Origin of the sequence: Levilactobacillus suantsaiihabitans, assembly GCF_004745505.1 — a bacterium.
In the GTDB taxonomy this organism is placed as follows: domain Bacteria; phylum Bacillota; class Bacilli; order Lactobacillales; family Lactobacillaceae; genus Levilactobacillus; species Levilactobacillus suantsaiihabitans.
This window is the reverse complement of record NZ_RKLX01000010.1, coordinates 71,561-85,052: the sequence shown is the minus strand read 5'-3', so window position 1 is coordinate 85,052 and position 13,492 is coordinate 71,561. Positions and strand designations below refer to the sequence as shown.

Annotated in this window: 14 protein-coding genes; 12 read left to right on the top strand and 2 right to left on the bottom strand. The window is 51.3% G+C overall.

Translation table 11 applies throughout. From position 1 onward, the window contains the following. Nucleotides 1–149: 149 nt before the first annotated feature. Nucleotides 150–782 carry a lysophospholipid acyltransferase family protein gene (locus EGT51_RS07410; RefSeq protein ID WP_135368090.1) on the bottom strand — a complete coding sequence of 211 codons (633 nt, stop codon included), beginning with the start codon at nt 780–782 and terminating at the stop codon, nt 150–152. A gap of 90 nt (nt 783–872) precedes the next feature. Between EGT51_RS07410 and EGT51_RS07405 the strand changes: the two genes are divergently transcribed. The 3 genes from EGT51_RS07405 (at nt 873) to EGT51_RS07395 (ending at nt 2,960) form a co-directional block, all read left to right on the top strand. Further along, a complete protein-coding gene (locus EGT51_RS07405) occupies nt 873–1,628 on the top strand; it encodes a tRNA1(Val) (adenine(37)-N6)-methyltransferase (protein WP_135368089.1) in 756 nt (251 codons plus the stop codon). Continuing rightward, the gene (locus tag EGT51_RS07400; protein ID WP_135368088.1) at nt 1,615–1,884 is read left to right on the top strand and encodes a GIY-YIG nuclease family protein; all 270 of its coding nucleotides are present in this window, start codon (nt 1,615–1,617) and stop codon (nt 1,882–1,884) included. The genes EGT51_RS07405 and EGT51_RS07400 overlap by 14 nt, the downstream gene beginning before the upstream one ends. Nucleotides 1,885–1,964: 80 nt before the next feature. Next, the gene (locus EGT51_RS07395; protein WP_135368087.1) at nt 1,965–2,960 is read left to right on the top strand and encodes a D-2-hydroxyacid dehydrogenase; all 996 of its coding nucleotides are present in this window, start codon (nt 1,965–1,967) and stop codon (nt 2,958–2,960) included. 668 nt (nt 2,961–3,628) lie between these two features. On the opposite strand, the gene EGT51_RS07390 is transcribed toward EGT51_RS07395, so the two are convergent. Further along, nucleotides 3,629–4,351 (bottom strand): HAD family hydrolase, encoded by a 723-nt coding sequence (locus EGT51_RS07390; protein WP_135368086.1) that lies wholly within the window; start codon nt 4,349–4,351, stop codon nt 3,629–3,631. Nucleotides 4,352–4,588: 237 nt separating this feature from the next. Here EGT51_RS07390 and rpsB point away from each other — a divergent pair, with 237 nt between their 5' ends. The 9 genes from rpsB to EGT51_RS07345 all read left to right on the top strand — a co-directional run bounded on the left by rpsB (nt 4,589) and on the right by EGT51_RS07345 (nt 13,177). After that, nucleotides 4,589–5,392 (top strand): 30S ribosomal protein S2, encoded by an 804-nt coding sequence (gene rpsB, locus EGT51_RS07385; protein ID WP_135368085.1) that lies wholly within the window; start codon nt 4,589–4,591, stop codon nt 5,390–5,392. A 147-nt stretch (nt 5,393–5,539) separates the two neighbouring features. Then, the gene (gene tsf / locus EGT51_RS07380) at nt 5,540–6,424 is read left to right on the top strand and encodes a translation elongation factor Ts (RefSeq protein WP_125575911.1); all 885 of its coding nucleotides are present in this window, start codon (nt 5,540–5,542) and stop codon (nt 6,422–6,424) included. A gap of 188 nt (nt 6,425–6,612) precedes the next feature. After that, entirely contained in the window at nt 6,613–7,335 is a 723-nt protein-coding gene (pyrH, locus tag EGT51_RS07375; RefSeq protein ID WP_135368084.1) for a UMP kinase, read from the top strand. Nucleotides 7,336–7,337: 2 nt separating this feature from the next. Continuing rightward, nucleotides 7,338–7,895 carry a ribosome recycling factor gene (frr, locus tag EGT51_RS07370; RefSeq protein WP_135368083.1) on the top strand — a complete coding sequence of 186 codons (558 nt, stop codon included), beginning with the start codon at nt 7,338–7,340 and terminating at the stop codon, nt 7,893–7,895. A 24-nt stretch (nt 7,896–7,919) separates the two neighbouring features. Continuing rightward, nucleotides 7,920–8,351, top strand: a complete 432-nt coding sequence (locus tag EGT51_RS07365; RefSeq protein ID WP_135368082.1) for a hypothetical protein — start codon at nt 7,920–7,922, stop codon at nt 8,349–8,351. 103 nt (nt 8,352–8,454) lie between these two features. Then, nucleotides 8,455–9,246: an isoprenyl transferase gene (locus EGT51_RS07360; RefSeq protein ID WP_135368081.1), complete on the top strand. Its 792-nt coding sequence runs from the start codon at nt 8,455–8,457 to the stop codon at nt 9,244–9,246. Between the two features lie 15 nt (nt 9,247–9,261). Beyond that, nucleotides 9,262–10,050, top strand: a complete 789-nt coding sequence (locus EGT51_RS07355) for a phosphatidate cytidylyltransferase (RefSeq protein WP_135368080.1) — start codon at nt 9,262–9,264, stop codon at nt 10,048–10,050. Between the two features lie 101 nt (nt 10,051–10,151). Then, nucleotides 10,152–11,429: an RIP metalloprotease RseP gene (rseP, locus tag EGT51_RS07350; protein ID WP_135368079.1), complete on the top strand. Its 1,278-nt coding sequence runs from the start codon at nt 10,152–10,154 to the stop codon at nt 11,427–11,429. 35 nt (nt 11,430–11,464) lie between these two features. Then, on the top strand, nt 11,465–13,177 hold the full coding sequence (locus EGT51_RS07345) for a proline--tRNA ligase (RefSeq protein ID WP_135368078.1): 1,713 nt from the start codon (nt 11,465–11,467) through the stop codon (nt 13,175–13,177). Nucleotides 13,178–13,492: the final 315 nt, after the last annotated feature.

The window sequence follows — 13,492 nt, the reverse complement described above, 5'->3', positions numbered from 1 at the left end:
CGTGCTGGCCGCCTACCGTTCGCCAAATATGGGGTGGAACGCTGGGGCGGACGATTGGTCTTGACGCCCCACTTTCAACCTTCAGTCTAGCGTAAAAACTAAAAAGGATTGTTCCCACCAACATTGGCTGGTGGGAACAATCCTTTTGTTTAGTCCTTCTTTTCGCCGGTGACATCGACGTAGTGGAAATTGGGGTCGATCTCTTGGTCGAGCTTGTCGAAGGCGTCTTGCATTTGTTTTTCAATCACTGCTTGCCCTTCCTCGTTGAGCTTTAGCTTGCGATCAATGACGATCGGCGCGCCAAAGGCAATCGTTACGGGTTTACGCGAGAACAATTGCTTGAAGGTGAGCGGGCCTTGATAAATGGCTGGTACCAAAGGGACACCGGCCATTTTGGCGATGACCGCCGCGCCACCCTTGAGTTCACTGGAATGCCGTGAACCGGACGGGAACATGATCAAGGACAGGTCACCTTGCCGCAAGATGCGCACGGGCGTCTTGATGGCGGAAGGCCCCGGGTGCTCACGATTTACCGGGAAACCATTGACATGTTTCAACAACCATCGGAAAATAGGGTTTTGGAACAATTCTTCTTTTGCCATAAAGCTGAACTTACGGGGATAGGCCGCCATCGCAAAGTAGACGGGGTCAAACCAAGTGCGGTGCGGGCCCACTAAGACGTAGGGACCGTCCGGTAAGTCAGCCTGGTGAACGTAGCGGGCGCGACCGTTGATGAGAAATAGAATCGTGCAAACCACGCCACGTAGAAATTTATAAAACATGTGGTGCGCTCCTCTCGAATGAGACCATTTCATCTAGTATGCAAAAAAAACGGCACCGTTGCAAGTTATCCGTAAAAATTTTGAAAGTGGGTGGTCAAAGTGACCCTGAAACCCGATGAACGTATTGACCAGTTATATAGCCAGGATATTCAAATTATTCAAAGCCCTGAGGTCTTCGCCTTTTCACTAGACGCGGTGCTGCTCGCCGACTTTGCCAAGCTACCACTGCGAGCTAGTAGCCAGACCGTCGACCTGTGTGCGGGCAACGGGGCGGTGGGCCTGTTTATGAGTCACAAGACGCACGGTCACATCGCCGAGGTGGAAATCCAACCACGGTTAGCCGACATGGCGCGGCGCAGCATTGCCCTAAACCAGCTAGACGACCAGATGACCGTCTATGAGGGGGACTTGGCGCAGGTGAATCAGTGGATCCCCAAGGATTCGGCGGACGTGGTGACCTGTAACCCACCGTACTTTGCGGATTTACCGGACAGCCAAAAAAATCCGAACCGTTACTTGGCGATTGCCCGGCACGAGATCTTGACGAACCTGGCGACCATCGTGGCTACCACCAGTGGGCTACTCAAGATGAATGGCAAGGCCTACTTTGTTCATCGGCCGGACCGGTTATTTCAACTGCTCCAGCTGATGGCGGCCAATCGACTGGCGCCCAAACGGATTCGGTTGGTCCACCCTAAGCCGGGTAAGGAAGCCAACATGGTGTTGGTCGAAGCCATTAAGGATGGCAAGCCCGGTGGCGTCCGTTTTCCCGCACCCTTGACCGTGTATGATGCTCAAGGCCACTACACGCCGGAAGTGGAGGCGTTGCTTTATGGCCACCACTAAGGCGTATTATTTCTATGTGCTATTGTGCGCAGACAACTCACTGTATGGGGGCTTCACCACGGATGTGGCCAAACGATTTGCGACGCATTTAGCCGGTAAGGGGGCCAAATACACCAAGGTCCACCGACCGCTCAAAGTGCTCTACAGCGAGGAATTTGACAATAAACACGATGCGCTGCATGCCGAATGGGCCTTTAAACATCAGAGCCGACAACACAAATTAGCGTATTTGGCGGCACACGGAATACGTGTTTAGTGGTGCACAAGCCCCAATTTGTGTTAAACTAATTAAGTGCTTCAGAAATGAAACAGATATCTTTTTAGGAGGAACAAACTGTGAAAATTATTGCTTATGGCATTCGTGACGATGAACAACCTTACTTGAAGCAATGGTCCAAGGACCAAGGAATTGAAGTTAAGGCTGTTGGAGATCTGCTGGACGAAAAGACGGTCGATCTTGCTAAGGGCTATGACGGCGCAGTTGTCTACCAACAAAAGCCTTACACGGCGGCAGTCTTAGACAAGTTAGCCGCTAACGGGGTTACTAATCTGTCATTGCGGAACGTTGGGGTTGATAACGTTGATGCTGACGCTGTTAAGCGTAACGGCTTCAAGGTTACCAACGTCCCAGCATACTCACCAGAAGCCATCGCTGAATTAACGGTGACCCAACTGATGCGCCTGTTACGTCGGACCCCAACGTTTGATCGCAAGCAAGCCAACGGTGACCTGACCTGGGCCCCAGACATTGCTGACGAATTGAACAAGATGACTGTTGGTGTTGTGGCAACTGGTCGGATTGGCCGCGCTGCGATGAAGATCTACCAAGGCTTTGGCGCTAAGGTCATTGCTTACGATGTCTTCCACAACCCAGAACTGGAAAAGCAAGGGATCTACGTTGACTCAATGGACGAATTATACGCCCAAGCTGACGTCATTTCCTTACACGCCCCAGCAACCAAGGACAACGACAAGATGTTGAACGACGATGCCTTCAGCAAGATGAAGGATGGCGTTTGGATCTTGAACCCAGCCCGTGGTGCCCTTATCGACACTGATGCTTTGATCCGTGCCTTGGACAGTGGCAAGGTTGCCGGTGCTGCCTTGGATGTTTACGAAGACGAAGTTGGGATCTTCAACACTGACTTTGGTAGCTTCGATGCTATTCCTGACGAACGGTTGAAGAACTTGATGAAGCGCGAAAACGTGCTGGTTACGCCACACATCGCCTTCTACACCAAGACTGCCGTTAAGAACATGGTTCAATTTGCTTTGAACAACAACAAGCAATTGATCGAAACGGGCAAGGCCGAAAACGAAGTTAAGTTCTAAGCTTTGACTGACAAAGGTGATCGTTGGTCTTTGAGCGAACAATCACCATAAAAATGACCAGTCGACTGATTTTTCAGTTGGCTGGTCATTTTTTTGCTAGATGGTAAATCGTATTGAGTTCCTAGGCCTTGGCAGATTAGGACTTAAATGGGTAAGGCTTGGAGTTGCGCGTCCGTGACAGTTTGGGGGATGATTTTGAAATGTTAAGACGTTAACTTAGAAAGCGGTCATGCAGTAGTTGTTAATACCAACTCGATTGTCATCTGAAGGGATGGGGTGGCACGTCAGGGGGGATGCTGAACTGGTTGTGGGGAGTGTCGCTGCGAGGCTAAACTGACTGTGAGTGTAAGGGTGTATCGAACAAACAAGTTGTTATTGGCAGTCGCTACAGTAGCCGAGAGTTCGCTAGAGATGAGTTCAGCTGTGGGAGTTTCCTTAGTGACGTGGGCCATGCCACTTAGGAAACTGCAAATGGGAGACGTGTTCTGCGGCTCAAAGCGCGGGCGAGACCGCACTTTGGCTCGACCGGTCCGCCCACCGCGTTCCAGCACAACTTTCACGAAACGGCAGGCGGCCAGCTCTCACCAAAGTAGCCAAAGAAAAGTAGCCAAAGAAAAACTGGTGAGCTAGCATCACTGCCAACGCACCAGTCTACAAATTTAGCAATCTTATGACATTTCCGGAACTGCGGCCAGGGCCAACAAGAGGTCCTGAAGTTCCAGCGAATCCCCAACGGTTTGATCGGGAATCCAGTTGCCATTGGTCATTTCGGCGTTCCGGTGGTTAAACCAAAAGGCGTGCCAGCCGGCTTGTTTCGCGCCCTTAACGTCCATGCCGTAACAGTCACCCACGTAGGCCACTTCACTGGCACGCAGGTCTAGACGGTGGTTCATCAACGTGAAGATCTGCGGATCGGGCTTGGCCAATCCAGATTCTTCAGACGTGATGATGTTGTCGCGATCGACCCACCGGTGCATCTGCAGCTGCATCACCTTGGCCAGTTGGTGTTGCGTTTTACCATTGGTGATGATGCCCAGTTTGAACTGATCTTTCAGTTGGTCGAGGGCCGTTGACAGGCCAGGGAAGAGGCTGATGTGCTTGAGTCCTTCGGCGTAGGTCTGTTCGAAGGCCTGTGCCATGGCGGGCGTTACCGGGCCGCGGTGTTGCTGCTGCAACGTCGCGTTCAACCGGTTGACGGCCATCTCTGCGTGCGTCCAGTGGCCGGCTGCCACTTGGGCGTAAGCACTGGCACTTTGACAACGGTAGTCCTGCAAGGCTTGGGTGAAATCAAACTTCTCTGAGTTGGTTACTAGTGGGGCTAAGGCGGCCATGAAAGGCGCCTTTTGGTCATAGAGCGTGTCATCGACATCGAAGACGACCGCTTTTATCATTTCGTTTCCTCCTCGTTTAATTCCTTAGCAGTTTACCATATTCAGAAAAAAAAGCCAATTTAATCCCAAACTTCGCAAATTTCGCTTGTGTTTAAGGCTGGTGTTTTGTATAATAACTTTCGGTGCGTATGCGCCAATTCACACCTCGCGTGATGACCGGAGGGGTGCTCGCTTGCGAGTTCTCCAGTCAAATGAGCGTGGGGGAGGAAATCAAAAACTATTTGGAGGCATTTTATCATGGCTGTTATTTCAATGAAACAACTGCTCGAAGCCGGTGTCCACTTTGGTCACCAAACGCGTCGCTGGAACCCTAAGATGAAGCAATACATCTTCACGGAACGTAACGGGATCTACATCATCGACTTACAAAAGACGGTGAAGTTAATCGATGCTGCTTACAACTACATGAAGGACGAAGCTGCTAAGGGCGCCGTTGTTCTGTTTGTTGGGACTAAGAAGCAAGCGCAAGACTCTATCGAAGAAGAAGCAACTCGTGCCGGTCAATTCTACGTTAACCACCGTTGGTTAGGTGGGACTTTGACTAACTGGGAAACCATCCAAACGCGGATCAAGCGTCTTAAAGATCTGAAGAAGATGGCTACTGACGGTACTTTTGATGTTCTTCCTAAGAAGGAAGTTGCCTTACTGAAGAAGTCTCAAGACAAGTTGGAACGTTTCTTAGGCGGTATCGAAGACATGCCTAAGTTACCTGACGTGATGTTCATCGTTGACCCTCGCAAGGAACAAATCGCTGTTCACGAAGCACAAAAGTTGAACATTCCGATCGTTGCCATGGTTGATACGAACACCGACCCAGACGAAATTGACGTGGTTATCCCATCTAACGATGACGCTATCCGTGCCGTTCGTTTGATCACTTCTAAGATGGCTGACGCTATCGTTGAAGGCCGTCAAGGTGAAGACCAAGTTGACGAAAAGACCTTTGAAGGCCAAAAGTCTGATGCCGCTAAGGGCGACAAGAAGACCGCTGACAACTCAATGGAAAGCATCGTTAACGCCGTTGAAGGCGACAACAAGTAATTAAATGCAAGGTTGTGGGTGACCACGACTTTCCAAATATGATTTAAAGCACCTTAGGCTGGCTTAATGTTTAGGACCGATAATGGCCTGAGATTGAGTCAGTCTTTTTTGTGCCTTGAATGAATTGATAAAAGGAGGCCATTACACATGGCAAGTAAAATCACTGCAGCACAAGTTAAAGAGTTACGGGACAAGACTCAAGTTGGGATGATGGATGCTAAGAAGGCCCTTGTTGCTTCTGAAGGCGACATGGACAAGGCCATCGACTTCTTACGTGAAAAGGGTATCGCTAAGGCCAAGAAGAAGAGCGGCAACATCGCTGCGAACGGTTTGGCTCGCGTGAAGGTTGACGGCAACACCGCAGCCATCATCGAAGTGAACTCTGAAACGGACTTCGTCGCAACCAACGACACGTTCAACGCCTTAGTTGACACGATTGCCGACACGATTGCTGACAAGCAACCCGCTGACTTGGACGCTGCTTTGGCATTACCAACTGCTGATGGCGACACCATCAACGAAGCCATTGTTAAGACGACGCAAGTAACCAGTGAAAACGTGAAGTTACGTCGTTTCGCTGTTGAAAAGAAGACGGATAGCCAAGTCTTTGGGTCTTACTTACACCAAGGTGGCCAAATCGCCGCATTGGTTGTTCTGGAAGGCGCTGACGAAGCTACGGCCAAGGACGTGGCAATGCACGTTGCTGCCATCAACCCAGAATTCGTTTCTCGCGATGACATTCCTGCCGACCGTTTGGCTCACGAACGCGAAGTCTTGAAGCAAGAAGCTTTGAACGAAGGCAAGCCTGAAAAGATCGTTGAAAAGATGGTCGAAGGTCGTTTGCACAAGTACTTGGCTGAAATCAGCTTAGCTGACCAACCATTCGTTAAAGACGGCGACCAAACTGTTAGCCAATTCGTTGCTAGCAAGGGTGGCAAGTTAGTCACCTTCGTTCGTTACGAAGTTGGTGAAGGAATCGAAAAGAAGACGGTTGACCTGGCCAAGGAAGTTCAAGACCAAATCAACGGCTAATTTTTGAAACAAAAGCGTAGATTCCGGTGAGGGACTACGCTTTTTTGTTAGGCTGATGAGCAGGGCGCGGCCGGCGAGGGCAAATATCAGCGAATTTGTAAGGAATTCACGGTTTTCGTGCTCGCTGACTATCGCTCGCCCCGCGTTTATGATAGAATTATTGTCAGAATACAATAGGAGGAAACACAATGGCGGACGTAAAGTATAAACGGATTATGCTGAAGCTCAGTGGCGAGGCTTTAGCCGGCGACAAGGGATTTGGCATCAATCCGCCAGTAATTAAAAACGTAGCGGAAGAGGTCAAGAGTGTTTACAACTTGGGCATTCAAATCGCTATTGTGGTTGGTGGCGGTAACATGTGGCGCGGCGTATCTGGCGAACAGATGGGCATGGAACGGGCCCAAGCCGACTACATTGGCATGTTAGCGACCATCATGAACGCATTGGCCCTACAAGACAACCTGGAATCCATCGGGGTGCCAACGCGGGTGCAAACTTCTATTGAAATGCGTCAAATTGCGGAACCTTACATTCGGCGCAAGGCCATTCGGCACCTGGAAAAGGAACGCGTCGTCATCTTCGCTGGGGGCACGGGTTCACCGTACTTCTCTACGGACACGACGGCCGCCTTACGGGCAGCAGAAATCAACGCCGACGCCATCTTGATGGCGAAAAATGGGGTTGACGGCATCTACTCGGCTGACCCGAACAAGGATCCTAATGCCGTGAAGTTTGACCAATTAACGCAGTTAGATATTATTAACAAGGGCCTGCACGTGATGGATACCACGGCTAGCTCACTTTCAATGGATAATGACATCCCATTTGTCGTCTTTAACTTGAACCAACCGGGCAATATCCGCAAGGTCGTTGAGGGCGAAAATATTGGGACGACAGTTAGGGGTAAATAATTATGGCTGATCAGATTGTAACAACTGCAGAAACAAAGATGAAGAAGGCGGAAGAAGCCTTAAAGCGCGAATTGGGAACGATTCGGGCCGGCCGGGCCAACGCCAGCATTTTGAACCGGGTCATGGTGGAATACTATGGGGCCGCAACGCCGTTGAACCAAGTGGCATCCATCACCATTCCAGAACCCCGGGTCTTGATGGTGACGCCTTACGATAAGTCTGCTTTGGAAGACATCGAAAAGGGCATCATGGAATCCGATGTCGGCATCACCCCAGCCAACGACGGGACGGCCATCCGTTTGGTCATTCCGCAATTGACTGAGGAACGTCGTAAGGAAATCGCCAAGCAAGTGAAGGCTACGGCCGAAGAAGGCAAGGTAGCGGTCCGTAACGTTCGGCGGGATGCCATGGACAGCATCAAGAAGGGCCACAAGAATGGCGACTACACCGATGATGACTTACACAACCTGGAAGACCAAGTCCAAAAGGTCACGGATAAGGCCATCAAGGGTGTCGATGCCATTGCGGCCGACAAAGAAAAAGAAGTTATGACCGATTAATTCACGGACAAGGAGCGCTTAAACATGGCAGAAGACAAGCAAAACAACCAAGAAGAACCAGAAAACATTGAAATCACCCCAGGTACTAAGGAATTTGGCAAGATGGTATTCCGGTTAAACAACCCGGTTAACGCCGAAAACGTGTCTATCTTGAACTACAACGGGGCGGAATTGGAAGAAATCCAAGAAGGTGTCTACGCCCAACCCGCCTTTGTAAGTGATGATTTCAACCTCTTCTTCGTGGTCACCCAATTAATTGGGGATGACTGGATCGTGGCCTTCTCTAAGGCAACCATCGAAAACGGTAACGAAATTACGGATCTCTCAGATCCATTACCAACTGGGGAAGGCTTGAACCTGTTGGGCCAGGTTAGCGCCGATGACGCCAACAACCTGTTGAGCTACTTCGGCACGTTAGCGGATGCTAAGCGTGGCGAATGGCGGTTAATTGAGTAACCGGTCAAAATTTAAGTTTTCGCTCAATTTGGGGGCCGGGATAGTTTCCCGGTCTCTTTTTTGTTATGATGAGAGGTTGTAAAGACCACAATGGAGGTGCGCCGTGTTTTCATTTTCAAATAAAAATCAAGCGACAGGTGAAGTTGAGCAGCGACAATTAGACGAGACCAACATTCCCGCTCACGTGGCCATCATCATGGATGGTAACGGTCGGTGGGCCCAGCAGCGGCACTTGCCACGGATCGCGGGTCACAAGCAAGGGATGAATACCGTTAAGACGGTGGCCAAGGCGGCCAGTCATTTGGGCGTCAAGGTGTTGACGCTGTATGCCTTTTCCACGGAGAACTGGAAGCGCCCGACGGCTGAGGTCAATTACCTGATGAAGCTGCCCGTCGATTTCTTTGGGACGTTTGTGCCTGACCTGATCAAGAACAATATCCGCGTGAAGGTCATGGGATATACGAATCAATTGCCGGCAGCGACTCAACAAGCCGTCAAGGATGCGGTGGCAGACACCGCCCACTGCACGGGCATGGTGTTGAACTTTGCGCTCAACTACGGTGGCCGCGCCGAAATCGTCACGGCTGTTCAAGCGTTGGCTCAGCAGGTACAGGCCGGAAAATTAGACCCGACGGCCATTGACGATGCCGCTATCGACCGGCAGTTGATGACCCATGATTTAGGGGATTTGCGGAATCCCGACTTGTTGATTCGGACCAGTGGAGAAGAACGGCTCTCCAATTTCATGCTCTGGCAGGTCGCTTACAGCGAGTTTGTCTTCATGCAACAACATTGGCCGGACTTTGACCAAACGGCCCTAGAAGAGGCCATTTATGAGTATCAGCAGCGTCACCGGCGCTTTGGTGGGCTGACGCCTGAACCAGAGAAAAATTAAGAGGAGTTTTTAATTATGAAACAACGGGTCATTACGGCGGTTATCGCCTTGATCATCTTTATCCCCATCATCATTGCGGGGGGCATCTGGGTCGATATTGCGGCCATTGCATTAGGGTTAGTAGCGTTGTCTGAAGTCCTAATCATGCGTAAGAAATTATTGGTCAGTCCCGAAGCCTGGATCTCCGGGTTGGGCATCATTGCGGTGATTGCCCCGAACAGCTGGTGGAACTGGGTCCCCAGCTACCTGAACCCTTGGTACATCGTCTATTTATTTGTCCTGTTATTATTGTTACGGACGGTCGTGTCCAAGAACCGCTTTTCCTTTGACGATGCCGGGGTGATCACCCTGAGCATGCTCTACATTGGGATCGGGTTTCACTTCTTCATCGCCGCGCGGGGTGTGAGCCTGGTGGCGTTATTGTACGCGCTGTTTATCGTATGGACCACCGATTCCGGAGCCTACATGATTGGTCGGAAATTGGGGAAGCACAAGCTGGCTCCGCACATCAGTCCCAACAAGACCTGGGAAGGGTCGATCGGGGGAAGCCTGGTGGCCACCATTGTGGGAACGGTCTTTTGGGCGTTCTTCCCAATTGGTCATTTCAACTTGGGCATCATGATCGTCTTGACGTTGGTGTTCTCCATCGTGGGCCAATTCGGCGACCTGGTGGAGTCCGCCTTGAAACGCTACTACGGCGTCAAAGATTCCGGCAAGATCTTACCGGGTCATGGGGGCATTTTGGACCGGTTTGATAGTTTACTGTTAGTTCTGCCAGTCATCCATTTATTCGGATTGATCTAAGTGCGGCTGTTCGCTTGCGCCGCTTAGGGTCCTTAGGGTATGCTAAGGGGCAGATGTAAAAAAACGACACGCGACTCTTAACTGAAGAAGGGACGACACCTGTGATTACAACGATTATTACCTTTATCATCGTCTTTGGGATTCTGGTCATCGTGCACGAGTTTGGGCATTTTTACTTTGCCAAACGCGGGGGCATCTTGGTGCGAGAATTCTCGATTGGGATGGGCCCCAAGCTGGTCTATCACCGGGGCAAAGACGGGACGACCTACACGCTGCGGCTGTTGCCCGTTGGTGGGTACGTCCGCATGGCGGGGGCCGAAGACGACGAAGAAGAGATCAAACCGGGGACTCCGGTCAGTCTTTACGTCGGCGCCGATAACCAGGTCCAACGCATTAACACGAGTAAAAAGTCAACGCTGTTCAACGGCATTCCCCTGGAAGTCACCGGCACGGATCTGGAAGATGAGCTTTGGATCGAAGGGTACGAAAACGGCGACGAGTCTGAGGTCAAACGCTATCCGGTAGCCCACAACGCCACCATCATCGAGGCAGACGGCACCGAACTGCAGATTGCGCCTAAAGACGTCCAATTTCAGTCAGCCACGCTGGGACGGCGGTTGATGACCAACTTCGCCGGGCCGATGAACAACATCTTATTGGCCATTGTGACCTTCATGCTGATGTCGTTCGTGCAAGGCGGCGTGGCCATGGGGACCAACCAGATTCAGGTCGCCAGCTCACCAATTTCGGTGGCCAAGAAGGCGGGGATTCAAAACAACGATAAGATCATCGCGGTCAACGGCAAGAAGACCACCAGCTGGACGGATCTCAGCACCGCCATCCAGCCGCGGGCCAACAAGAAGACCACGGTCACCATCCAGCGCGGCAAGACGACCAAACAGGTGACCTTGACGCCGGCTGGTCAAAAGTCTAACGGCAAGACCGTGGGGATGATTGGTATCACCCAGGCGCAAGATAAGCACGTGGGCGCTATTTTAGCCTCCGGATTTACCCAGACCTGGACCATGACCAAGGCGCTCTTTGGCGCACTGTGGCACATGGTCTCCGGGCACTTTAGTCTAAACGACTTGGGCGGTCCCGTGGCCATCTTTGCCACGACCTCGCAGGCGACCCAGTATGGGGCCGTCGGGGTCTTGAACTTCCTGGCATTTCTGTCGATTAACTTGGCAATTGTCAATTTACTACCAATTCCAGCCCTGGATGGTGGTAAAATATTATTAAACTTTATTGAAGCCATCCGGCGCAAACCACTTTCCGAAAATGTGGAAGCGGCGATTACGTTGGTGGGGGTAGGGTTCTTAGTTCTCCTGATGTTGTTAGTCACGTGGAACGATATTGAACGCTACTTCATTCATTAACAAATTCGGTCGTTACGAGAAGGGAATATTTAACTATGAAACAATCGAAACTACTCATTCCAACTTTAAAGGAAGTGCCGAATGGCGCCGAAGCTCTCAGTCATCAAATGATGTTGCGGGCCGGCTACATTCGTCAGGTCACGGCGGGGGTTTACGCCTATTTGCCATTGGCCTACCGGGTCTTAACGAACATCGAGACCATTATTCGTGAAGAAATGGCTAAGATCGACGCCGTGGAAACCTTGATGCCCGCCATCTTACCGGCGAGCCTCTGGCAGGAATCTGGCCGTTACGACACGTACGGTCCCAACCTGTTCAAGTTAAAGAACCGTCACGACACTGACTTTATCTTGGGTCCCACGCACGAAGAAACCTTTACCATGTTGATTCGTGATGCCGTGAAGTCGTATAAACGTCTGCCGCTGGTGATGTATCAGATCCAGCCCAAGTACCGTGATGAAGATCGTCCCCGTTATGGATTATTGCGGGGCCGGGAATTTATCATGAAAGACGGCTATTCCTTCTCAATCAACGACGAGGACTTAAACCGCATCTATGACCAGATGGAACAAGCTTACGAAAACATCTTCGACCGGGTCGGTTTGAACTACCGGGCCATCGTGGGTGACGGTGGGGCCATGGGTGGTAAGGATTCTAAGGAATTCTCCGCCATTGCCCCAGTCGGCGAAGATACCATCGTTTACTCCGATTCTTCCGATTACGCAGCGAACCTGGAAATGGCGAAGAGCCTCTTCATCAGTAAGAAGTCTCACGCCCAGCCAGAGGACCTGCAAAAGGTGGCCACACCGGGCGCCAAGACGATTGATGAGGTCGCTGACTTCTTTGATGTAAAGTCATCAGCGTTGGTCAAGAGCATGTTGTACGTGGCGAACAAGGAACAACCCGTGATGGTCTTGGTTCGTGGCGATCACGAAGTCAACGAGACCAAGTTAAAGAACTACTTGGACGCTGATTTCTTAGATCCAGCCACACCAGAAGATGCCCAAAAGTATCTGAACGCCAACTTCGGTTCCTTGGGGCCCGTGGGCGTGGGTGAAGACGTGAAGATCTTAGCCGACCAATATGTGGGCGACATGGTCAACGTCATCGTGGGTGCCGATGAAGACGGCTACCACTACTTAAACGCCAATGCCGGGCGCGACTTTAGAGTCGATGCTTACGCGGACTTCCGTGAAGTGCAACCGGGCGACCTGTCACCAGACGGCTCCGGTGTCTTGAAGTTCACCCGTGGGATTGAAATTGGTCACATCTTCAAGCTGGGGACCCGCTATTCCGATGCCTTAGGTGCCACGGTCTTGGATGAAGGCGGTCGGCAAAAGCCCGTTGTCATGGGCTCATACGGGATCGGGGTCAGCCGGTTATTGTCCGCCATCGCGGAACAACAAGCCGATGAAAACGGGCTGGTTTGGCCACGTAACATTGCGCCGTTCGATATTCACCTGGTTCCCGTCAACCTGAAGAAGGAAGATCAAGCGAACCTGACTGCCGAATTGGAAGACGAGTTAACCGCTAAGGGGTACCGCGTCTTGACCGATGACCGGAAGGAACGTCCCGGCGTGAAGTTCGCTGACTCAGATCTGATGGGGATTCCGGTCCGCATCACGATCGGTAAAAAAGCCGGTGAGGGGATCGTTGAAATTAAGATTCGCAAGACTGGTGAGACGGTCGAAGTAATCAAAGACGAAGTCGCAAGTACCGTCGAGATTCTGTTTAAAGATATTGACTAACCTCACCGTAAGGAAGTGGGCCACAGGGCGATTAGCCGGCGAGCGTTAAGGCAGATCACTGAATGATCCGGGGCTTGGATGGTTTGGTGATCAGTTCTAAGCGAAACCGGTTGCCTGTTGGCGTACGCTTCAGCTGCGTCAAGGTGACGTGAACGAGCCTGGGAGGTTTTCCCAGGCTCTTTTAGTCCCAACTGAAGGCGAATCATTGTGACTATGCGACTCCTGACGCTAGGAGTGGTTGGTGACCGCGTCATAGCGGGAACTGGCCGCCAAATATTGGGTCAGCCGTTCGACTCAGTTTCCGGGACCTACCAG

Bases quoted from the DNA above. Each gene is read 5' to 3' on its own strand.
- EGT51_RS07390 (WP_135368086.1), bottom strand. From the start codon at position 4,351: ATGATAAAAGCGGTCGTCTTCGATGTCGATGACACGCTCTATGACCAA.
- EGT51_RS07410 (WP_135368090.1), bottom strand. From the start codon at position 782: ATGTTTTATAAATTTCTACGTGGCGTGGTTTGCACGATTCTATTTCTC.
- EGT51_RS07400 (WP_135368088.1), top strand. From the start codon at position 1,615: ATGGCCACCACTAAGGCGTATTATTTCTATGTGCTATTGTGCGCAGAC.
- frr (WP_135368083.1), top strand. From the start codon at position 7,338: ATGGCTGATCAGATTGTAACAACTGCAGAAACAAAGATGAAGAAGGCG.
- tsf (WP_125575911.1), top strand. From the start codon at position 5,540: ATGGCAAGTAAAATCACTGCAGCACAAGTTAAAGAGTTACGGGACAAG.
- EGT51_RS07345 (WP_135368078.1), top strand. From the start codon at position 11,465: ATGAAACAATCGAAACTACTCATTCCAACTTTAAAGGAAGTGCCGAAT.
- EGT51_RS07365 (WP_135368082.1), top strand. From the start codon at position 7,920: ATGGCAGAAGACAAGCAAAACAACCAAGAAGAACCAGAAAACATTGAA.
- EGT51_RS07355 (WP_135368080.1), top strand. From the start codon at position 9,262: ATGAAACAACGGGTCATTACGGCGGTTATCGCCTTGATCATCTTTATC.
- rpsB (WP_135368085.1), top strand. From the start codon at position 4,589: ATGGCTGTTATTTCAATGAAACAACTGCTCGAAGCCGGTGTCCACTTT.
- pyrH (WP_135368084.1), top strand. From the start codon at position 6,613: ATGGCGGACGTAAAGTATAAACGGATTATGCTGAAGCTCAGTGGCGAG.